Source organism: Nonomuraea sp. ATR24, from assembly GCF_041950485.1.
GTDB classification, from domain to species: Bacteria; Actinomycetota; Actinomycetes; order Streptosporangiales; family Streptosporangiaceae; genus Nonomuraea; species Nonomuraea ceibae.
This window is the reverse complement of sequence record NZ_JBGNUU010000007.1, coordinates 335,059-355,394: the sequence shown is the minus strand read 5'-3', so window position 1 is coordinate 355,394 and position 20,336 is coordinate 335,059. Positions and strand designations below refer to the sequence as shown.

General features: G+C 72.6%; 20 protein-coding genes. 11 read left to right on the top strand and 9 right to left on the bottom strand.

Annotated features, from left to right (window positions below; translation table 11 throughout):
- A partial coding sequence (locus ACBI99_RS20980) for a type II CAAX prenyl endopeptidase Rce1 family protein (RefSeq protein WP_375073148.1) occupies positions 1-488 on the bottom strand: 488 nt, incomplete at its 3' end.
- An 85-nt stretch (positions 489-573) separates the two neighbouring features.
- Here ACBI99_RS20980 and ACBI99_RS20975 point away from each other — a divergent pair.
- Positions 574-1,428 (top strand): TetR/AcrR family transcriptional regulator, encoded by an 855-nt coding sequence (locus ACBI99_RS20975; RefSeq protein WP_357585045.1) that lies wholly within the window; start codon positions 574-576, stop codon positions 1,426-1,428.
- A 324-nt stretch (positions 1,429-1,752) separates the two neighbouring features.
- Here the strand turns inward: ACBI99_RS20975 and ACBI99_RS20970 are convergent, their stop codons facing one another.
- The 3 genes from ACBI99_RS20970 to ACBI99_RS20960 all read right to left on the bottom strand — a co-directional run bounded on the left by ACBI99_RS20970 (position 1,753) and on the right by ACBI99_RS20960 (position 3,685).
- A complete protein-coding gene (locus ACBI99_RS20970) occupies positions 1,753-2,007 on the bottom strand; it encodes a hypothetical protein (RefSeq protein WP_219517335.1) in 255 nt (84 codons plus the stop codon).
- Between the two features lie 815 nt (positions 2,008-2,822).
- On the bottom strand, positions 2,823-3,134 hold the full coding sequence (locus ACBI99_RS20965) for a DUF952 domain-containing protein (protein ID WP_357585051.1): 312 nt from the start codon (positions 3,132-3,134) through the stop codon (positions 2,823-2,825).
- A complete protein-coding gene (locus ACBI99_RS20960; protein WP_375073140.1) occupies positions 3,131-3,685 on the bottom strand; it encodes a GNAT family N-acetyltransferase in 555 nt (184 codons plus the stop codon). Before ACBI99_RS20960 ends, ACBI99_RS20965 begins: the two co-directional genes overlap by 4 nt.
- 17 nt (positions 3,686-3,702) lie before the next feature.
- Between ACBI99_RS20960 and ACBI99_RS20955 the strand changes: the two genes are divergently transcribed.
- Positions 3,703-4,692, top strand: coding sequence for a radical SAM protein (locus ACBI99_RS20955; protein WP_246646704.1), 990 nt, complete (start codon positions 3,703-3,705; stop codon positions 4,690-4,692).
- A 135-nt stretch (positions 4,693-4,827) separates the two neighbouring features.
- On the opposite strand, the gene ACBI99_RS20950 is transcribed toward ACBI99_RS20955, so the two are convergent.
- Positions 4,828-6,018 (bottom strand): Ig-like domain-containing protein, encoded by a 1,191-nt coding sequence (locus ACBI99_RS20950; protein ID WP_357585054.1) that lies wholly within the window; start codon positions 6,016-6,018, stop codon positions 4,828-4,830.
- Between the two features lie 125 nt (positions 6,019-6,143).
- A complete protein-coding gene (locus ACBI99_RS20945) occupies positions 6,144-8,375 on the bottom strand; it encodes an ATP-dependent RecD-like DNA helicase (RefSeq protein ID WP_375073139.1) in 2,232 nt (743 codons plus the stop codon).
- Positions 8,376-8,505: 130 nt separating this feature from the next.
- Here ACBI99_RS20945 and ACBI99_RS20940 point away from each other — a divergent pair, with 130 nt between their 5' ends.
- A complete protein-coding gene (locus tag ACBI99_RS20940) occupies positions 8,506-9,894 on the top strand; it encodes a cytochrome bc complex cytochrome b subunit (protein WP_375073138.1) in 1,389 nt (462 codons plus the stop codon).
- A 13-nt stretch (positions 9,895-9,907) separates the two neighbouring features.
- Here ACBI99_RS20940 and ACBI99_RS20935 read toward each other — a convergent pair whose 3' ends face one another.
- Entirely contained in the window at positions 9,908-11,041 is a 1,134-nt protein-coding gene (locus ACBI99_RS20935; RefSeq protein WP_375073137.1) for an NADH:flavin oxidoreductase/NADH oxidase, read from the bottom strand.
- A 64-nt stretch (positions 11,042-11,105) separates the two neighbouring features.
- Between ACBI99_RS20935 and ACBI99_RS20930 the strand changes: the two genes are divergently transcribed.
- The 3 genes from ACBI99_RS20930 to ACBI99_RS20920 are packed head-to-tail and all read left to right on the top strand — an operon-like array spanning position 11,106 to position 13,786.
- Positions 11,106-11,432 carry a helix-turn-helix transcriptional regulator gene (locus ACBI99_RS20930; RefSeq protein WP_219517328.1) on the top strand — a complete coding sequence of 109 codons (327 nt, stop codon included), beginning with the start codon at positions 11,106-11,108 and terminating at the stop codon, positions 11,430-11,432.
- A gap of 26 nt (positions 11,433-11,458) precedes the next feature.
- Complete coding sequence (locus ACBI99_RS20925) at positions 11,459-12,418, top strand: alpha/beta hydrolase family esterase (protein WP_375073136.1); 960 nt, start codon at positions 11,459-11,461, stop codon at positions 12,416-12,418.
- A gap of 33 nt (positions 12,419-12,451) precedes the next feature.
- Entirely contained in the window at positions 12,452-13,786 is a 1,335-nt protein-coding gene (locus ACBI99_RS20920; RefSeq protein ID WP_375073135.1) for a serine hydrolase domain-containing protein, read from the top strand.
- A gap of 43 nt (positions 13,787-13,829) precedes the next feature.
- Here the strand turns inward: ACBI99_RS20920 and ACBI99_RS20915 are convergent, their stop codons facing one another.
- A complete protein-coding gene (locus ACBI99_RS20915) occupies positions 13,830-14,687 on the bottom strand; it encodes a LysR family transcriptional regulator (protein WP_219517325.1) in 858 nt (285 codons plus the stop codon).
- Positions 14,688-14,758: 71 nt separating this feature from the next.
- Here ACBI99_RS20915 and ACBI99_RS20910 point away from each other — a divergent pair, with 71 nt between their 5' ends.
- Positions 14,759-15,475: a hypothetical protein gene (locus ACBI99_RS20910; protein WP_375073134.1), complete on the top strand. Its 717-nt coding sequence runs from the start codon at positions 14,759-14,761 to the stop codon at positions 15,473-15,475.
- Positions 15,476-15,482: 7 nt separating this feature from the next.
- Here the strand turns inward: ACBI99_RS20910 and ACBI99_RS20905 are convergent, their stop codons facing one another.
- Complete coding sequence (locus ACBI99_RS20905) at positions 15,483-16,622, bottom strand: sensor histidine kinase (RefSeq protein WP_375073133.1); 1,140 nt, start codon at positions 16,620-16,622, stop codon at positions 15,483-15,485.
- A gap of 61 nt (positions 16,623-16,683) precedes the next feature.
- Here ACBI99_RS20905 and ACBI99_RS20900 point away from each other — a divergent pair, with 61 nt between their 5' ends.
- Genes ACBI99_RS20900 through ACBI99_RS20885 form a run of 4 tightly spaced genes read left to right on the top strand, consistent with a single transcriptional unit; the run spans position 16,684 to position 20,336 of the window.
- A complete protein-coding gene (locus tag ACBI99_RS20900; RefSeq protein ID WP_219517320.1) occupies positions 16,684-17,331 on the top strand; it encodes an ABC transporter permease in 648 nt (215 codons plus the stop codon).
- Complete coding sequence (locus ACBI99_RS20895; protein ID WP_375073132.1) at positions 17,324-18,580, top strand: betaine/proline/choline family ABC transporter ATP-binding protein; 1,257 nt, start codon at positions 17,324-17,326, stop codon at positions 18,578-18,580. The genes ACBI99_RS20900 and ACBI99_RS20895 overlap by 8 nt, the downstream gene beginning before the upstream one ends.
- On the top strand, positions 18,577-19,353 hold the full coding sequence (locus tag ACBI99_RS20890; protein WP_375073131.1) for an ABC transporter permease: 777 nt from the start codon (positions 18,577-18,579) through the stop codon (positions 19,351-19,353). Before ACBI99_RS20895 ends, ACBI99_RS20890 begins: the two co-directional genes overlap by 4 nt.
- Positions 19,350-20,336, top strand: a complete 987-nt coding sequence (locus tag ACBI99_RS20885; protein WP_357592934.1) for a glycine betaine ABC transporter substrate-binding protein — start codon at positions 19,350-19,352, stop codon at positions 20,334-20,336. Before ACBI99_RS20890 ends, ACBI99_RS20885 begins: the two co-directional genes overlap by 4 nt.

Genomic DNA, 20,336 nt, shown 5'->3' with positions numbered 1-20,336 from the left:
CACACCGCACCGTGCCCCGCCTGCACCAACGGCAGCAGATGCCACACCCCCCAGAACACCCCGAGAACCACCCCCGCACCCACCACCCCGAACCGCCCCCGCAACGGATCGGCCGCATACCCCGTCCACCCCACCTCCTCGAACGCCGCCGCCACCACCGAAGCCCCGAACACCAACGGCAACACCACCAGCGACGTCGCCAACCCCACCGGAGCCGCACCCACCAGCACCACCCCGGCCCCCACCACGACCGGCAACGCCACCGCCACCGCATACCACCGAGCCCGCCCCGCCGGCCGATCCACCACCCCCGCCAGCAACGCCACGACCCCCGCCCGCCCCGCATCCCGCCACACCAGCACCACCGCCGCCACCAGCGGCACCACGAACATCGCCGCACTCGCCGGCATGTCGACCGCCCCCACCCGCACCGTGGGGGACAGCGCCCCCACCACATAGAACGGCACCGACAGCACGGCGACCAGCACCAGGAACAACCCCGGCCGACCCACCACGGCCCACCACCCCCGCACCCGTTGAGACACGATATCCCAAGTACCATAAACTACGAGAGTGACCCCACAACCACCGCAAACCGGCCCAACCCGGCGCCGCACCCGCATCACCGACGAAGAAACCGCCCGCCGCATGCTCGACACCGCCACCCACACCGTCGAACACACCGGCCTCACCGTCAGCCTCGACCACCTCAGCCTCGAACAGATCATCCGAGACGCCGGCGTCGCCCGCAGCGCCGTCTACCGCCGCTGGCCCTACAAAGACCTCTTCTTCAGCGACCTCCTCCGCGAACTCGCCAAAGCCACCAACCCCACCACCACCGCCACCGACCCCACCGCCACCCGAACAGCCACCCACACCCTCCTCACCTCACTCACCTGGGCCCGCAACCCCCACCAACGCCGTGCCCTCGCCGCCGAAGCACTCCGCACCGGCGCACTCGGCGAATACGACCTCTTCCACCGCTCACCCGCCTGGCGCACCTACCTCGCCCTGCAAGCCACCTTCCGCAGCCTCCCCGACGGCGACCTCCGCACCGACGTCCAGCAAGCCCTCACCGACGCCGAACACACCATGATCACCGGCCTCGCCACCACCTACACCCACATGACCCGGCTCCTCGGCCTGCGCCCACACCCCGGCATCACGTACGAGACCATCGCCCGCCTCGCCGTCGCCACCCTGCGCGGACTCATCCTCATGACCCCCGCCAACCCCGAACTCACCACCCACCGATTCCCCGCCAACCCCTTCGGCGCCCCCGAACCCGCCGAATGGACCGAACCCGCACTCGCGATCGCCACCGTCGTGGTCGGCCTCCTCGAACCCGACCCCGACCTCACCTGGACCGACGAACACGAACGCGCGGCCGAGCACGCCCTCCGCACGGGGCAGTGGCGGGAAACCTGACCACCACGCCAGGCCGGAGGGGGAGGGACGCCGCACTGGTCACACCCGCCGAAGGGGAGTGGGCAGACGCCCACCCGTGGACCACGGACGCGCGAGGGGAGTGGGCCCACGCCCATTCGGCAGGCGGTCGGCCCCTCGTGGCGGTCGGCCCCTGCGGGACCGGCTCCCTGGAGTGATCAAGCCGGCATCGAGAGGGGAGCGCGCGCGTAAGGAGGCCGCGCGGTGCGTCAGAGCGCGCGGGGCGGCGTGCGGAGGCGGCGGAACGACTGGCTGCTCATACCAAACAGAATCCAGCTTCTGTCTGGTATGACCTATTTTGTCGGATTAGAGCCGGTTGACGAAGCGGGTGGCGGCGCGGTGGCTCATGCCCGTCTCGCCGCGTACGAGGAACACTGCCTCCTGGATCTGGCCCAGCGCCTTCATCTCGCGGGCCTGCTCGACCAGGTCGGGGTTGGGGGCTGGGCGGTTGCGGGGGCGGCGGGTGAGGCGCGCGGCCAGGATGATCAGGTAGATGATCACGATCGTGACGACCGCGGTGATCGCGACGAGACCGCCGGTGGAGATCGCCAGGATGGGCATGATTCGATCGTACGCGCTCGGTTGTGCGGCACGAAGGGTGTGCGGGTGCGCCGGGGGCTCTGACAGCGGGCTTCTGGGGTCTGTCTGGTTGCTTGATAATGGACATTATGTCAAGTAGATGTGGTCGGCGGCTCGTGGGGGCTCTCCCCTGCCGGTTTTCGGTTAGGGGTTTGGGTTCGCCGGATTGGCGGGTGTGAGATGCGTTACGTGGTGGGGTGCATGCCGGGCGGGAGGTGTGGTGGGGCGGCGGGGGTGGTGGTGAGCGGGTGTTGTGGCTGGTGGAGTGGTGGTTTGGGGTGCTTCTCCCCCGGTGGTGCGGTTGGGTGGCGGGGTGGGGTGGGTGGTTGACAGTTGGGGTGACTTCTCGTTGATTGGCTGCCGCTGGGTTGATGTGGCGTTTAGGGTGGTCTTCTGCTATCGCGCCGCGAGAGGAGCAGCACGTGGGGAACGAGTCTGTGTTATGTCCGGTGTGTCAGGGGGTTGTTCCGGCTTCGGGGCGGGATGCGTACACGCCGCTGCGGGGGCGGCTGATTCTGACGAATGGGTATTGCGGGGGTGACTGCGCCGATCGGCGTGGGGTTGATCGGGAGCGGACGCAGCAGGTGGCGCGTCCGGTTGCGGCGCCGGGTCCAGTTCAGGGGCAGGCGCAGGGTCATCCGCAGGGGCAGGCGTATGGGTATGGGCAGGAGCCGGTGCAGGCTCCGTTGTATGCGCCGGCTCAGGTGCCGGTTGCGGTGGGTCCGGGGGTTCGCCGCTAGGTTTTCGCGGTTGCGGCCAGGCTGTCACGGTGTGACGGGCTGGCCGTTTTCCGTTTTTCAGGGGGTGTAGGGGCGGGTGGCGGTGACGGCTGTGGTGGGCAGGGGGCCGTAGAGGTGGGGGTAGCCGTTCTCGGTGCGGATGTCGAGGCCGGTGGGGTCGATGTCGAGGATGATCAGGTCGGTGTCGGGGATGTGGTGGTAGTAGGTGTCGTGGACGGTGCGGAGTTGGGTGTGGTCGCGGCTGCAGTGGATGTAGCCCTCTTGGGCGAGGGTGCGGCCGAGGGTGGAGATGAGGTACTCCCCCGTGGTCTGGGCGTGGGTCCAGTCGGTGCGCAGGGCGAGGTGGTGGATGGTGGGGTGGGTGGTCATGGTGTCCATTCGGTTTCGAGCATGGCGTAGATCATTTCTGAGACCCATTCGCCTTTGACGTGTTCGTTGTCGATGAGGTGGGCTTCCTGGCGCATGCCGAGTTTCTGCAGGACGCGGGCGGAGGCGGTGTTGCGGGCGTCGAGGCGGCCGACGATGCGGTGGAGGCCGAGGTGGTCGAAGCCGAGGCGGAGCATTTCGCGGGCGGCTTCGGCGGCGTAGGCGTGGCCGTGGTGGTCGGGGTGCAGGATGTAGCCGATTTCGCCTTGGCGGTGGGTGCGGCTGGTCCAGATGAGCAGGGTGTTGCCGATGAGGGCGCCGGTGTCGTTGCGGGTGATGGCGACGTCGAGGGCGTCGCCTTCGTCGTGGAGCTGGGTGCGGGTGATTTTCTTGTCGAGGTGTTCGCGGACGGTGTCGCGGTCGCGGGGCGCCCAGTAGAGGTATTGGGCGACGTCGGGGCGGGATTCGTAGGCGTGGAGGGCGTCGAGGTCGTCGGGGGTGAAGGGGCGCAGGGTGAGGCGGGGGGTGGTGATGGGGTAGCGGGGTTTGAGCACGGGGGCAGTGTAGTGGCTTGCTCTGGGAGTCGAATGCGTGTTCCACTTGGGTGGTGGGTTGGGATGCGCTGCCGTTGGTGGAGGCCGCTGACGATCGTCCGCTGATCGAGCGGCGGGCGGTGCTGCGTGGTGGTTTCTATGAGATGCAGGCTCGTTCGGTGATCGAGCGGGTGCCGGTGTGGGCGGGGGTCTCCGAGGGGTGGGGGGTGTCGCCGTATCGGGGGTGTGCGCACGCGTGTGTGGGGTGTGGGGCGCGGTCGGGGCATGGCCGGTTGGGGTTGGACGCGGGTCGTGATTTCGAGACGCGGGTGGTGGTGCGGCCGAATGTGGTGGTGCGGTTGCGGGCGGAGCTGGCTCGGTGGGGTGGTGAGCCGGTGGCGGTGGGGGTGAGTGGTGATGTGTATCAGGTGGCGGAGCGGACGTATCGGTTGATGCCGGGGGTGGTGGCGGCGTTGGCGGAGGCGGGGGTGCCGTTCACGGTGTATACGAAGAGTCCGCTGGTGTTGCGTGATGCGGGGGTGCTGGCGGAGGCGGGGGCTTCGGTGGCGGTGTCGATCGCGTTCGTGGATGAGCGGATCCGGCGTGGGGTGGAGCCGGGGGCGGTGGGGGCGCAGGCGCGGTTGGAGCTGGTGTCGGCGTTGGTGGAGGCGGGGGTGGCGTGCCGGGTGCGGATGGGGCCGGTGTTGCCGTTGTTGAGTGATGCGGCGGATCAGTTGGGGGCGACGGTGCGGCGGATCGCGGCGGCGGGGGCGGTGGCGGTGGAGCCGGTGGTGTTGCGGCTGCCTCCGGGTACGCGGGAGTGGTATTTGGAGTGGTTGGGGGGTGCTCATCCGGAGTTGGTGGGCCGGTATGAGGAGTTGTATGACCGGTCGGGGTTGCCGTCGGCTGGTTATGAGGAGCGGATTGTGGGGCAGATCGGGCAGTTGTGCCGGGCGTATGGTCTGGCGTGTGGTGCGGGGGTGGCGGAGCGGCGTGAGCCGCGGTTCGGGCAGTTGGCGTTGGTGTGAGCGGGGCTTCTCCCCCGTTGGGTGGTAGGGGGTTTCTCCCCCGTTCGGTGTGAGGGCTTCTCCCCTGTGCCGCTGGTCCCGTAGATGCGTAAGGGCCGCACCTGGGTGCAGGTGCGGCCCTTACGTGTGTGGTGGTCAGGCGTCGTTCTTGAGGGCGCTGCCCTTCTTCCACTGGGTGAAGGACATCTGCCAGTAGCCCCAGCCGTTGTTCCATTCGAGTTGGCGGTCGGTGCCGGTGATGTCGACGATGTCGCCGCGCTGGAAGGTGTCGTAGAACCATTTGGCCTGGTCGGGGCGGGCGTTGATGCAGCCGTGGCTGACGTTGCGGCGGCCTTGGGCCCAGGTGTTGTTCTTGGCGTGGACGTATTCGCCGCTGTTGGAGATGCGGACGGCGTGGTCGATCATGACGTCGTAGTAGCCGGGGTCGCCCTTTTTGCGTCCTGGGGAGATCATGCGGACGGGGTGGGCGCGTTCCATGGTGAGGTGGATGCCGGAGGTGGTGGTGTATTCGCGGGTGGTGGCCATGCCGGCGCTGATGGCCATGGTCTTGACGCGTTTGCCGTCCTTGTAGACGTACATCATGTGCTTGGCGGCGTTGATCTTGCTGATGACCTTGGCGCCGATCTTCATGCTGTAGTCGTAGTCCTTCATGCCGTAGAGGCCCTTGCCGGCTTTGACGCCGGTGAGGTCGGCGGAGAAGGTGACTTTCTGGTGGGCGGCCCAGTATTTGGCGGGGCGGTAGATGGCGACGGTGTCGTCGATCCAGCGCCAGGCGCCCTTGTGGGGTTCTTCGGATTCGACGTGGAGGTTGCGTTCGACGGCGGCCTTGTTGGTGACGGCCTGGTTGAAGGTGACCCGGATGGGCATGCCGACGCCTACGGTTTCGCCCTTGACGTTGGGGGTGACGTCGGCGATCTGCAGGATGCGTTCGGGTTTGAGGGTGGTGAAGGTGCCGTCGGCGGTGGTGGCTCCGGCGCGGGCGGTGACGGTGTAGCTGCTGGAGGGTTTGAGGGGGGTGGTGGAGATCCAGCGGGTCTTGTCGCTGTTGTACTTGCCCTCGAGTTGTTCGCCCTTCGCCTCGACGATGACGTCGTCGAGGGTGCCGCCGGCGGCGGTGACGATGACCTTCTTGGCGGGGTCGACCTTGGCGCCGCCGTCGGCGGGGCTGATCTGGATGGTGGGGGGTTGGGTGGTGGCGGAGGTGGTCGCCTCGGAGGCGGAGGGGCCGTTGGGCGTTCCTCCGCCGGAGCATGAGGCGGTCAAGGCTGCCGTGGTGGCCAGGGCCACTCCTGCGGCGGTCTTTCTCCAGCCGGTTGCGACGTTCACTCCGTACCTCTCCCCCACTTGCTCATCTGCGCACTAAAAAACCTTAATGCTCCTGCATGTAAGACGCGGATGAGTTTGGGAGAGTTCGGTCACATTTCGATCACTTCTGGGGGTGTCGCCGCTGGTCAAGACGGGTCAGGACGGCCGGAAAGCGGGCCCGACAGGCGGTGGGTGAGGCCGGTGTGCCGGCGGCCCGCTCCCCTGGTGCGCACGGCCTGGGCCAGGGCGCGGCGGGAGCCGACGATGACGACGAGCTTCTTGGCGCGGGTGATGGCGGTGTAGAGGAGGTTGCGCTGCAGCATCATCCAGGCGCTGGTGGCCAGCGGGATGACGACGGCGGGGTATTCGCTGCCCTGGGAGCGGTGGATGGAGACGGCGTAGGCGTGGGCGAGCTCGTCGAGCTCGTCGAAGGCGTAGTCGACGTGCTCGTCCTCGTCGGTCAGGACGGTCAGGGCGCTGTCGTCGGGGCGGATGTCGGTGACGATGCCGACGGTGCCGTTGAAGACGCCGGCGGCGCCCTTGTCGTAGTTGTTGCGCAGCTGGGTGACCTTGTCGCCGACGCGGAAGACGCGGCCGCCGTAGCGGCGTTCGGGCATGCCTTCGCGGGCGGGGGTGAGGGCTTCCTGCAGGGCGGTGTTGAGGGCGGCGGCTCCGGCGGCGCCGCGGTGCATGGGGGCCAGGACCTGGATGTCGCGGCGGGGGTCGAGGCGGAAGCGGCGCGGGATGCGGCGGGCGACGACGTCGACGGTGAGGGCGGCGATCTCCTCGCCTTCCTCGCAGGGGAACAGGAAGAAGTCGGTCATGCCGGCGAGCTGGGGGTGGTGGCCGGTGTTGACGCGGTGGGCGTTGACGACGACGCCGGACTCCTGGGCCTGGCGGAAGATCTGGGTGAGGCGGACGCGCGGGATGTCGGGGGCGGCCAGGAGGTCTTTGAGCACCTCGCCGGCGCCGACGGAGGGGAGCTGGTCGACGTCGCCGACGAACAGCAGGTGGGCGCCGGGGGCGACGGCCTTGACGAGTTTGTTGGCCAGGAGCAGGTCGAGCATGGAGGCTTCGTCGACGACGACGAGGTCGGCGTCGAGGGGGTTGTCGCGGTCGAAGGTGGCCTCGCCGCCGGGGCGCAGCTGGAGCAGGCGGTGGACGGTGGTGGCCTGGTGGCCGGTGAGTTCGGCCAGGCGTTTGGCGGCGCGGCCGGTGGGGGCGGCGAGGATGACCTTGGCGTGTTTGGCGCGGGCCAGGGTGACGATGGAGCGGACGGTGAAGCTCTTGCCGCAGCCGGGGCCGCCGGTCAGGACGGCGACCTTGCGGGTGAGGGCGAGGCGGACGGCCTGGCGCTGCTCGGGGGCGAGGTCGGCGCCGGTGCGGTCGCGCAGCCAGGCTTCTGCGGCGTTCCAGTCGACGTCGGTGAAGCTCTTGAGCCGGTCGTGGCCGTTGCGCAGGAGGGTGAGCAGGCTGCCGGCGAGGGAGAGTTCGGCGCGGTGGAAGGGCGGCAGGTAGACGGCGGGCACGACGTTGTCGCCGGCGGGGACGGGTTCGCGGACGGCGCCTTCGGCGGTGACGAGGTCGTCGAGGCAGGTGGTGACGAGGGGTGCGGGCACGTCGAGGATCTTGACGGCGTCGGCGGCGAGGTTGGGGGCGGGCAGGTAGCAGTGGCCGTCGTCGGCGGCCTGGGACAGGGTGTAGCGCAGGCCGGCTTTGACGCGTTCGGGGCTGTCGTGGGGGATGCCGACGGCCTGGGCGATGGTGTCGGCGGTCTTGAAGCCGATCCCCCACACGTCGTCGGCGAGCCGGTAGGGGTGGGTGCGGACGACGTCGACGGATTTGTCGCCGTACTGCTTGAAGATGCGGACGGCTATGGAGGTGGAGACGCCGACGCCCTGCAGGAAGATCATCACTTCTTTGATGATTTTCTGTTCTTCCCAGGCGGCGGCGATGAGTTTGGTGCGTTTGGGGCCGAGGCCGGGGACTTCGGTGAGGCGGCCGGGGTCGTTCTCGATGATGTCGAGGGTGGCGGTGCCGAAGTGGTCGGTGATGCGTTCGGCCATCTTGGGGCCGATGCCCTTGATGAGGCCGGAGCCGAGGTAGCGGCGGATGCCCTGCACGGTGGCGGGGAGCACGGTGGTGTAGGACCACACCTCGAACTGGCGGCCGTAGCGGGGGTGTGAGGTCCAGCGGCCGGTCAGGCGCAGGGATTCGCCGACCTGGGCGCCGAGGAGGGGGCCGACGACGGTGAGCAGGTCGGCGCCGGTGCGGGCGGTGGCGACCCGGGCGATGGTGTAGCCGGTCTCCTCGTTGGCGTAGGTGATGCGTTCGAGGACGGCCTCCAGCACGGCGCCGGCGGGTCGTTCCTCGGTCATGGCCAGCATTCTGCCGTACGGGCGGGGCGGCGGTGATCGCGGCGTGACGTTGGTCACGGCGGGCGGTGGGGGCGTCACAGGGGCGGGGCGGGCGGCGTCTTGTGTACAGGCGAGGTCAGGAGGTTTCATCATGCGTTCGCCCGTACGTTCCGGGGCCAGGCGGGGGTCGTTCCAGTTCTCGCACTGGTCGTTCATGTTCGCGCAGATCGCGATCTGGTCGTTCGCGGTGCTGGTGGTGACGGGGGCCGTGCTGATGCTGTTCTACGAGCCGGGCATGGCGCGGGTGCGTTATGACGGCCCGTACGGGCCGCTGCGGGGGCTGTGGGTCAGCGAGGCGTTCGATTCGACCATGCGGCTCTCGCTGGAGGTGCGTGGGGGGCTGCTGGTGCGGCAGGCGCATCACTGGGCCGCGCTGGTGTTCGTGGCGGCGGTGGCGTTGCAGCTGCTGCGGATGTTCCTGACGGGGGCGTTCCGGCGGCCGCGCACGGGTCAGTGGCTGATCTGGGTGACGCTGCTGGCGCTGGGCATGGCCGCGGGCGAGACCGGCAACGCGCTGCCGGACGACGGGCTGTCGGGCGGGAGCCTGTGGCTGATCGTGTCGGTGGTGCAGTCGATCCCGCTGGTGGGGACGTGGGTGGCGGGGCTGCTGTTCGGGGCGGGGTTCCCGGGCGATCACATCATTCCGGTCATGTACGGCGGGCATCTGGGGGTCTCGGTCGTGATGGCGGGGCTGCTGATCTGGCGGGAGCTGCTGGTGCGGCGGCGGGGGCATTCGCGGTTCGTCGCGTCGCTGCCGGTGCGGCGCAGTGCCCGGCCGATGATGGCGGCGGCGACGGCCGGCATGCTGATCATTCTGGGGTACGGGGTGCAGATCGCTCCGGTGTGGCTGTACGGGCCGGCCAGTCCGTCGCAGATCTCGGCCGGTTCGGTGCCGGACTGGTACATGGGGTTCCTCGACGGGGCGTTGCGGATCATGCCGGCGTGGGAGCTGACGCTGGGCGGTTACACGCTGAGCCTGGCGGTGCTGGTGCCGACGCTGGTGGTGCCGGGGGTGTTCTTCACGGTGCTGGCGGCCTACCCGGTGGCCGAGCGGTTCGTGCTGGCGCGGCGGGGGCGGCGTGACGGGCTGGGGCGGCCCAAGAGCGCGAGCCGGATGGCGCGGGAGCGGGCCGTGGGTGACGTGCTGGACCGGCCGAGGGACACGCCGGTGAAGACGGCGCTGGCGGTGGCCGGGATCACGTTCTACGGGCTGTTGTGGGCGGCGGCGGCCAACGACCAGCTCGCCCACCAGTTCCACCTGTCCCTGGAGGCGGTGACGGTCTTCTTCAGGTGCGCGGTGGTGGCGGGGCCGGTGGTCGCGTTCGTGGTGACGCGGTGGATCTGCCTGGGGTTGCGCCAGGCGGAGGATCATGGGGTGGAGAGCGGGGTCATCGTGCGCTCCCCCGGTGGCGGGTTCCACGAGCGGCCGATGCCGGAGCGGCCGGGGCGGGAGGCGATCGGCGCGGGCCGCCACGGTTAGGCCGGCGGGTGGGTCACAGGGCGTAGGCGTACTGGTCGGGCCAGGTCGGGCGGGCGCCCAGCTCGCGGGCGGCCCGGTGCGGCCAGTACGGGTCGCGCAGCAGTTCGCGGCCGAGCAGGACGGCGTCGGCGTGGCCGGAGGTGAGGATGTCCTCGGCCTGCCGCGGGTCGGTGATCTTGCCGACGGCGGCGACGGGCATGCCGGTCTCGGCGCGCACGCGGGCCGCGAACGGCACCTGGTAGCCGGGCGTGGGGACGATGCGGGCGCGGGGCGCGTTGCCGCCGCTGGAGGTGTCGAGCAGGTCGATGCCGTGGGCGTGCAGTTCCTTGGCCAGCCGTACGGTGTCGTCGGCGGTCCAGCCGTCGCGCTCGTCGCCGGGGTTCTCGGTGAGCCAGTCGGTGGCCGAGACGCGGAACAGGACGGGCAGGTCGTCGGGCCAGACGGCGCGGACGGCGTCGGCGATCTGCAGGGCGAGGCGGCTGCGGTTGGCGAAGGAGCCGCCGTAGGCGTCGGTGCGGTGGTTGCTGTGCGGGGAGAGGAATTCGCCGATCAGGTAGCCGTGGGCGCCGTGGATCTCGGCGACGCGGAAGCCGGCGCGCAGGGCGCGGCCGGCGGCGGCGGCGAAGTCGGCGACGACGCGCTGGATCTCCTCGGTGGTGAGCTCGTGCGGGACGGGGTAGCCGTCGTCGAAGGCCAGGGGGCTGGGGCCGGTGACGGGCCAGCCGCCGTCGGCGGGGGCGACGGGGCCGCCGCCGCGCCAGGGGCGGTCGGTGGAGGCCTTGCGGCCGGCGTGGCCGAGCTGGATGCCGGGGACGGCGCCGTGCAGGGTGAGCAGGTGGCTGATGTGGGCGAAGGCCCGCTCCTGGCGGTCGTTCCACAGGCCGAGGTCCCAGGGGGTGATGCGGCCTTCGGCGGAGACGGCGGTGGCCTCGGTGAGGATGAGGCCGGCGCCGCCGGCGGCGCGGGCGGCCAGGTGGGAGTAGTGCCAGTCGTGCGGCACGCCCGTGTCGGGGCCGGCGGGGGCGGCGGAGTACATGCACATCGGCGACATCCAGGCGCGGTTGGGGATCGTCAGTGAGCGCAGGGTGATCGGGTCGAACAGCACGGGGGGCACCTCTCCCGGGAGGACGGCTTGTACGTCAATCATCGTACTACGAGAGTTATCGTATTACGATGGTTGCCGTACCATGGTGGTGGTTGAGGGAGGGCCGATGTCCACGAGGGTTCTGCAGCACCCCGACGCCGCCGAGATCCGGCTGGAGGCCGTGCTGCACGCGCTGGCCGACCCCATGCGGCTGGAGGTGGTGTGCTTCCTGGCCGCCCACGGCGGGGAGGCCGGCTGCGCCGAGATCGACCTGGGCGTGAGCAAGTCCACCGGCACCCACCACTACCGGGTGCTGCGCGAGGCCGGGGTCATCACCCAGGTCTACCGCGGCACCGCGAAGATCAACTCGCTGCGGCGCGACGACCTCGACGCGCTCTTCCCCGGCCTGCTCGACAGCGTCGTCACCGCGGCCGCCCGGCGCGTCCGCGTCTGACCGGCCGCGCCAGCCCGGGAGGCCGGATGACCGTACGGGCCGCCGCCGTGACGGCACTGCTGGCCACGGCCGCCTGCACGGCCGCTCCCCCGCTGCCGCCCCGGGCGGACGCCTCTCCACGGACGGCGCCCACGCGCGCGGAGGCGGGGTGCGGCGAGCGGCGGCTGCCCGGCGGGCGGCACACCTTCGAGCACGGCGGCCTCACCCGCACCTTCCTGCTGAGCGTCCCGGACGGGCGCGGGCCGCACCCGGTGCTGCTCAACCTGCACGGCCTCGGCTCCGACGCCCCCGAGCAGGCCGCCTACACGCGCCTGCCCCGCGAAGGCGCCGCCCGCGGCTACATCGTCGCCACCCCGCAGGCCGCCGACGGGCGGCTGGCCTGGACGCTGCCGCACACCTACGGCCCCGACGACACCGCGTTCCTCGGCGCGCTGCTCGACCACCTGCAGGACGGCCTGTGCGCCGACCGGCGGCGCGCGTTCGCCGCCGGGCTGTCCTACGGCGGCGCGATGGCCGTCGCCCTCGTGTGCGGCCTGCGCGGCCGGCTGGCCGGAGCCGCCGCCGTCGGCGGCGTCAGCCTGGCGCCGCCCTGCGAGCGGCCGCCGCCCGCCACCGTCGTCGCCGTGCACGGCACCGCCGACCGCGTCGTCCCCTACCAGGGCGGGCATCCGCTGCGCGAGGCCAGCGGCGACCTGCGGGCGCTGGCCGACCTCGTGACGCTGCCGCCCGTCACCGCCGTGAGCCGCCGGTGGGCCGCCGCCTACCGGTGCGGGCCCCCCGCCGCCTCCTCCCCCGCCTCCCGGGTACGGCTGTCGGCGTGGACGTCGTGCGCCGGCGGCGCCGCCGTCCGGCTTTACACGGTCAAGGACGGCGGGCACACCTGGCCCGGCCCCGTCGAGGTGCCCCGGCTGGGCCGCACCGAGACCGGGCTGGACGCCACCCGGCTGCTGCTGGACGTGTTCGACCGGGCGCCGGACCGGTCCTGAAGGCGCAGGCAGCGGGCGTTAGGCTTGGCGGCCATGAGTCACCAGGTGGGACACCAGACGGCGGCCGCGCTGCTGCGCCGCCTCGCGGCCGAACAGGCCGAGTGCCGCATCCCGTCGATCATGGCGGCGGTCGTGCGCGACGGGCACATCGCATGGGCGGCCGGGCGCGGCCGCGTCGGCGGCGAGCCGCCCACGGCGCGGACCCAGTACCGGCTCGGCTCGATCACCAAGAGCGTGGTCGCCGTCGCCGTCATGCGGCTGCGCGACGAAGGGCTGCTCGACCTGCTGGATCCCATCGGCAAGCACCTGCCCGGCGCCCGGTTCGGCGAGGCGACCGTCGCCCAGCTGCTCTCCCACACCAGCGGGCTGACCGCCGAGCCGCCCACCCCCTGGTGGGAGCGCACCCCCGGCGTGGAGGCGGGCGAACTGCTCGCCCGGGTCGGGCCCGGCCACGTCAAGCACCGGCCCGGCCGCCGCTTCCACTACTCCAACGTCGGGTTCGCGCTGCTGGGCGAGCTGGTGGCGCGGCTGCGCGGCAGGCCGTGGCTGGACGTGGTGCGCCAGGAGGTGCTGGAGCCGCTCGGCATGAGCGACACCACCGCCCGGCCGCGCGCCCCGCACGCCTCCGGCTACGCCGTACACCCGTACGCCGACGTGCTGCTGCCCGAGCCCGAGCACGACGCCGTCGCGATGGCGCCCGCCGGGCAGCTGTGGTCGACGACCGCCGACCTGGCGCGCTGGGCGGCCTTCGTCGCCGGTGACACCCGGGGCGTGATCGACGCCGCCACGCTGGAGGAGATGCGCGAGCCGGCGATCGTCGACGACGGCGACGCCTGGACCGCCGGCTACGGGCTCGGCCTGCAGCTCACCCGCTACGCCGGGCGGCGGCTGGCCGGGCACACCGGGTCGATGCCGGGCTTCCTGGCCACCGTGTGGGCCGACCCGGCCGACCGGGTCGGCGTGCTGTTCCTGGCCAACACCACCTCCGGGATGAGCCGCACCCTGCTGACCGACCTGCTGCGCATCCTCGACGAGCACGAGCCCAGCCTGCCGCGCGAGTGGGAGCCGGCCGAGGCCGACGCCGACCTGCTGGCGCTGACCGGCGTGTGGCACTGGGGGCCGACCCCGTACGTGCTGCGGCTGCTGCCCGGGCGCGGGCTCGCTCTGGAGCCGGCCCGCGGCGGCGGCCGGGCCTCCCGCTTCGTGCCGCAGGACGACGGGACGTGGCTGGGGCTCGACGGCTACTACGCGGGCGAGACGCTGCGCGTGGCCGCCGACCACCTGGACGTCAACACGTTCGTCTTCACCCGCGAGCCGTACGACCCGGGCGCGCCGGTGCCGGGCGGCGTCGAGACCTGGCGGGCCTGACCCGCACGGGCGGGCTCCTGGGCGGGCTCCTTCGCAGGCCCGCTCAGGGGCTGGCGAGGGTGGCGGCCAGGTCGGCGGCCGGGCCGGGCGGCAGCGCGGCGTGCACCAGCTCCACCCGGTGCACCAGCCGGGGCGCCACCAGCGCCACCCCCGTCGCGGCCGAGGCGGGCAGCAGCGTCAGCCCGTGCCCGGCCGCGACCAGGCTCATCACCGTGCGCGGATCGTCGCCGGTGTAGTGCAACCCGGCGCGGAACCCGTCGCCCGCCAGGTCACGCAGCCGCTCCAGCGGGCACAGCGGCGTACGCAGCCAGCGGGCGTCCACCAGATCGGCCAGCCGCAGCCCCGCCCGGCCCGCCAGCGGATGATCGGCCGGCAGCGCCACCACCAGCGGCTCCTCCCCCGCCCGCGTCGCGGTGAGCGGGCCCGCGTCCGGCAGGCGCAGCGGATCGCTGGGCGCGGCGATGCCCGCCACCAGCGCCAGCTCCGCCTCGCCGCCCGCCACCAGCCGGGCCGCCTCGTCAGCCGGGCACGCCCGCACGGTCACCGTCAGCCGCGGCAGCCGCGCCCGCGCCGCCGCCAGCCGCCCGGCCAGGACGGGGCCGAGCGCCAGCGGGCCCACGGCCAGCGTCAGCCGGTGCACCGGCGCCGCCGCCACCCGCCGCACGTCGGCCCGCGCCGCCCGGATGCGCAGCAGCAGCGGCCCGGCGTGCTCCAGCAGCCGCTCCCCCGCCTCCGTCGGCGCCACCGGCCGGCGCGACAGCAGCGGCGCGCCCAGATCGGCCTCCAGCGCCGCCACCTGCTGGGAGACGGCCGACTGCGTGTAGCCCAGCTCGGCGGCCGCCGCCGAGAACGAGCCCAGCCGCGCCACCGTCACGAACGTCCGCACCAGATGAGGATCCATCAGGAACGCTTATAGCACATGCAGTCATTATCGTTGGCGCTTACCCGGTGCCGGGGGTCACGATGGCGAGCATGAGAATCGCCCTGGTCGGAGACCGCTCCCCCGGCGTGCGCGCCCACACGCGCATCCCCCTGCTGGTGGAGGCGTTGCGTGAACGCGACGGCCTCGCGCTCGACCCGTACTGGATCCCCACCACCGACACCGGCGGGCTGGACGGCTTCGACGGCATCTGGGTGGTGCCCGGCAGCCCGTACGCCAGCGAGGAAGGCGCCGTCGCCGCCGTGCGCACCGCGCGCGAGCGGCGCATCCCCTTCCTGGGCACGTGCGGCGGCTTCCAGCACATGCTGCTGGAGTACGCGCGCGGCGTGTGCGGGCTCGACGTCGCCCACGCCGAGAACGGCCCCGGGCACGACTACCTGCTCACCCCGCTCGCGTGCACGCTCGCCGGGCACGAGGCCCCGGTACGGCTGGCCGCCGGGTCGCTGATCGAGCAGATCATGGGGGCGCGCCAGACCGTGGAGGCCTACAACTGCTCCTACGGGCTCAACGACGGCTACCGGCGGACGCTGGAGGAGCACGGGCTGGTGTTCTCCGGCCACGGCGACAGCGACGAGAGCGGGGCCGGTGAGGCGGTGCGGGTGGCCGAGCTGCCGGGGCATCCGTTCTTCCTTGGCACGCTGTTCCAGCCGGAGCTGGCCGGTGACGGCAGCCGCGCGCACCCGGTCATCGCGGCCTTCGCCGCCGCCGTCGCCCGCCATGCCGCCGCCCGGCAGCCGGCCGCCGGATAGCGGGGGGTCACTCGCCGCCGGGGAGATCGGGGGGCTCGGCGGGAAGGACGGCCCGCAGGCGCCACCCGCCCTCCGGCGCGGGCCCGGCCTCGACCCTGCCCCCGGCCTGCGCCACCCGCTCGGCCAGCCCCCGCAGCCCGCTCCCCTTCATCTCGCCGGCCTCTTTCCGGGGGGCGGGGCCGTCGTCGTGGACGGTGACCGAGTGCGAGGCCACGGTGATGGTGACGCGGGTGGCGGCGCTGTGCCGCAGGACGTTGGTGACGCCCTCACGCACCACCCAGCCCAGCAGGTCCTGCACCCACGGCGGCGGCGGGGCGCCGGTGCGGCGCACGTCCGGGGTGAGGCCCGCGGCGCTCAGCACGTCACCGGCGCGGGCCAGCTCCCCGTTCAGCGAGCCCTCGCGGTAGCCGGTGACGGCCTCGCGGACCTCGGCCAGCGCCTGGCGGCCGACCGTCTCGATGTCGGCGGCGTGCCGTCCGGCCTGCTCGGGGTCGCGCTCGGCCAGGCGGCGCACCGCCTCGGCCTTGACGACGATGACCGACAGCGTGTGCCCGAGCAGGTCGTGCAGGTCGCGGGCGAAGCGCAGCCGCTCGCGTTCGACGGCCGTCTCGGCCAGGCGGCGGCGGGTGCCGGCCAGCTCGGCGATGAGCGCGTGCAGGTGCATGATGAACGCCACCACCAGCCCGGCGCTGAACGTCCCCCACGCCAGCGCCATCACCGGCTCCAGCCCGCCGCCGGTGAACAGCGTGACCAGCGCGGCCGCGGCCGTCACCGCCAGCAGCGGCGCCAGCAGGGCGGCCCGCACCGCGCGGCCGGCCAGCACCAGCCCGCACGCGATGCCCGCCAGCGGGAACAGGTACAGCCAGCCGCCGGCGAACAGCGCCGCCAGGCCCGTCACCGTCACCCCCAGCAGGGCCAGCGCCACCGTGGCGGCCACGGTGCGTGAGCGGAAGGCCAGCAGGACCGCCGCCGCGTACAGGAGGATGACGGCGGCCAGGCCCGGCCAGGCCAGCCAGGCGGGGCGGCTGTCGCCGGCCGCGGTGTCCCACGCGGCGGCGACGCCGATCAGGGCGAAGGCGAGGAACCCGGCGCCGGACGGCGGCCCGTAGGGGCGGCCGCCGGGCGCGCGGGCGGGGTCGGTGGTCATCGCCTCCCACGTTAGACGGATGTCCGATCACGGTAAGTAACACGGTGATCGGGGGATCTGCGTGAATCTGTGGGAGTACATCGCCGACCGGCGGGATCTGCTGCTCTTCGAGACGGCGCAGCACGCCAGCATGGTGGCGCAGTGCGTGCTGGTGGCCGCCGTGATCGGCGTGGCGGTGGGCGTCGTCACCTACCGGCGGCCGCGCGGGGCGGCGCTGGCCACCGGCACGGCCGGGGTGCTGTTCACGGTGCCGTCGCTGGCGATGCTCGGCCTGCTCATCCCGGTGCTGGGGCTGGGGGTGGCGCCGAGCGTGACGGCGATCGTGCTGTACGCGCTGCTGCCGATCATCCGGAACACGGTGGTGGGGCTGCAGGGGGTGGACCCGATGCTGGTGGACGCGGCGCGCGGGATCGGGATGAGCCGGCTGCGGGCGCTGACACGGATCGAGCTGCCGCTGGCCTGGCCGGTGATCCTGACCGGCATCCGGGTCTCGACGCAGCTCGCGATGGGCATCGGCGCGGTGGCCGCGTACGTGTCGGGGCCGGGGCTGGGCGAGCAGATCTTCTCCGGGCTGGCCCGGCTGGGCGGCGCGAACGCGGTGAACTCCACGCTCACCGGCACGCTCGGCGTGGCGCTGCTGGCGCTTGCGTTCGACGCGTGTTTCGTGCTGCTGGGGCGGCTGACCAGGCCGGGAGGCCGCCGTGCCTGAGACGGCGGCGGGCGGCGGCGGGGTGCCGATCGAGCTGCGCGCGGTGACCAAGCGCTTCCCCGGCGCGGCCGCGCCCGCGGTGAACGAGCTGGACCTGACGATCGCCGCCGGGGAGATCGTGGTGCTGCTCGGCCCGTCGGGGTGCGGCAAGACGACGACGATGCGGATGATCAACCGGCTGGACGAGCCCACGTCCGGCGACATCCTCATCGGCGGGCGCAGCGCCCGCGACATCGACCCCGACCGGCTGCGGCGCAACATCGGGTACGTGATCCAGCAGGCCGGGCTGTTCCCGCACCTGACGGTGGCGGCCAACATCGCGCAGGTGCCGCGCCTGCTGAAGTGGGACTCCGGCCGGATCGCACGCCGCGTGGAGGAGCTGCTGACGCTGGTCGGGCTGGACCCGGCGACGTTCGCCCAGCGCTACCCCAGAGCGCTGTCGGGCGGCCAGCAGCAGCGGGTGGGGGTGGCCAGGGCGCTGGCGGCCGACCCGCCGGTGATGCTGATGGACGAGCCGTTCGGCGCCCTGGACCCGATCACCCGCGAACGGCTGCAGGACGAGCTGCTGCGGCTGCAGGACGAGCTGGCCAAGACGATCGTGTTCGTGACGCACGACGTCGACGAGGCGCTGAAGATCGGCGACCGGATCGCGATCATGGAGCGGGGGGCGCGGATCGTCCAGTACGCGCGACCGGCCGAGATCCTGACCGCGCCCGCGGGCGAGTACGTCGAGCAGTACCTGGGCGGCGGTTCGTCGATGCGGCTGCTGCGGCTGACGAAGGTGGGCGACATCCGGCTCGACTCGGTGCCGCACGCCACCGCCGGCGCCGACGCGCGCGCCCTGCTGGCCCAGGCCGAGGACGAGGGCCGCGACTTCGCGCTCGTCGTCGACGAGGCGGGCCGGCCGCGCCGGTGGGTGAGCGCCGCCGACCTGGCCGCCGCCCGCGGGCCCGTCGGCGAGCTGGGCGAGGAGACGGGGCCGCCGATCGGGCACCGGATGACGTTGCAGGACGCGCTGGAGGCGCTGCTGAACGCCGACAGCGACGTGGTGCCGGTCGTCGGCCGCGGGCAGGCGTACGCGGGGGTGCTGTCGCTGAGCACGGTGCAGAACGCGATCCAGGCGATCAAGGCGCGCGAGCGGGAGCGCCGCCGCCGGCGCCTGTCCGGCCTGACCGGCGACAGCGGAGACGGCGGATCCGGTGACGGCGGGCCCGGGGGCGGCGGGTCCGGGCCGGGGGGTGGGGCGTGACCGTCAGCGGGTCGGCCGCGCAGCAGGCCGCCATCCCCGAACCGGACGTCGGCCGCTCCTGGCACATGCTGCTCGCGCCGCTCATCTACCTGGCCGTGGCCGCCGCGATGGTCGCCTACACCCAGCTGGTGCCGCTGGACGACATCGAGCGCAGCGCGCTGCGGCTGCCGTTCCTGGCCCGGCGCACCTGGGAGCACATCCGGCTGGTGTTCTACTCCACCGTGCTCGTGCTGGTGGTCGCGCTGCCGCTCGGGGTGCTGCTGACCCGGCGCGCCCTGCGCAGGGCCACCCCCGTGGTGCTGGCCGTGGTCAACGTCGGGCAGGCCACCCCGGCCGTCGGCCTGATCGTGCTGCTGGCCGTGGTGTTCCGGATCGGGTTCTGGACGGCGGTCGTCGCGCTGTTCGCCTACAGCCTGCTGCCGACGCTGCGCAACACGATGGTGGGCCTGGAACAGGTCGACCCCCGGCTGATCGACGCCGGGCGCGGCATCGGCATGTCTGCGTTCGGCGTGCTGTGGCGCGTCGAGCTGCCCATGGCCGTCCCCGTCATCCTGTCAGGGGTGCGCACCACGCTCGTGCTGAACGTCGGCACCGCCGGCATCGCCGCGTTCATCGGCGCGGGCGGCCTCGGCGACCTGATCACCGCCGGGGTCAGCACCCAGCGCAACCTCGTGCTGATCACCGGCTGCGTGCTCATCGCCGTGCTGGCCATGCTCATCGACTGGGCCGGCGGCGTCGCCCAGCGGCTGCTGTCGCCCAAGGGGCTCACATGAGACCCGCGCTCCTGCTGATGCCGGCGGTGCTCGTGGCGGTGCTCGTGGCGGTGCTCGTGGCGGCGGCCGGGTGCGGGCTGCGGCCGGCCTCGGCGTTCATCCCGCCGGTCGGGCCCGGCAGCATCCGGCCCGTCCCCGCGCTGGAAGGCGTACGGCTGCAGGTGACGTCGAAGGAGTTCACCGAACAGCTCATCCTCGGCAAGATCGCCGTGCTCGCGCTCACCGTCGCCGGCGCCGACGTCGCCGACCGCACCAACGTGCAGGGCAGCGTCAACGCCCGCCGCTCGCTGACCCGGGGCGACGCCGACCTCATGTGGGAGTACACCGGCACCGGCTGGATCACCTACCTCGGCAGGAGCGACCCGATCACCGACGCGGCCCGCCAGTACGAGGCCGTGCGCGAGCTGGACCTGCGCCGCAACGACATCGTGTGGCTGCCCCCCGCCCCGCTGAACAACAGCTACTCCATGGCCGTCACCCGCGCCACCGCCACCCGCTACGGCATGCGCACGATCTCCGACATCACCCGGGTGCCGCCCGAGCGGCGCACGTTCTGCGTCGACCACGAGACGTTCGGCCGCTCCGACGGGTTCCTCGGCATGCTGCGCGCCTACGGCCTGCGCTACGGCACCGACGTGCAGCCGTCGAAGGTGCGCCGCGTCTCCACCGGCGTGCTGTACGACTCGATCGCCAGCGGCCAGTGCACGCTCGGCATGGTCACCACCACCGACGGCCGGCTCGAAGCGCTCCACCTGGCGCTGCTGGAGGACGACCGCCACTTCTTCCCCCTCTACCACCCGTCGGTCACCATCCGCGGCCCGGTCGCCCGAGAGCACCCCGAGATCGCCCGCGTCTTCGCGCCGATCAGCGCCAAGCTCACCGACGCGGTCATCCGCAAGCTGAACGCCCAGGTCGACGTGGACGGCGACGTGCCGGTGCTCGTCGCCCGCGACTGGCTGCGCTCGCAGGGCTTCATCACCTGA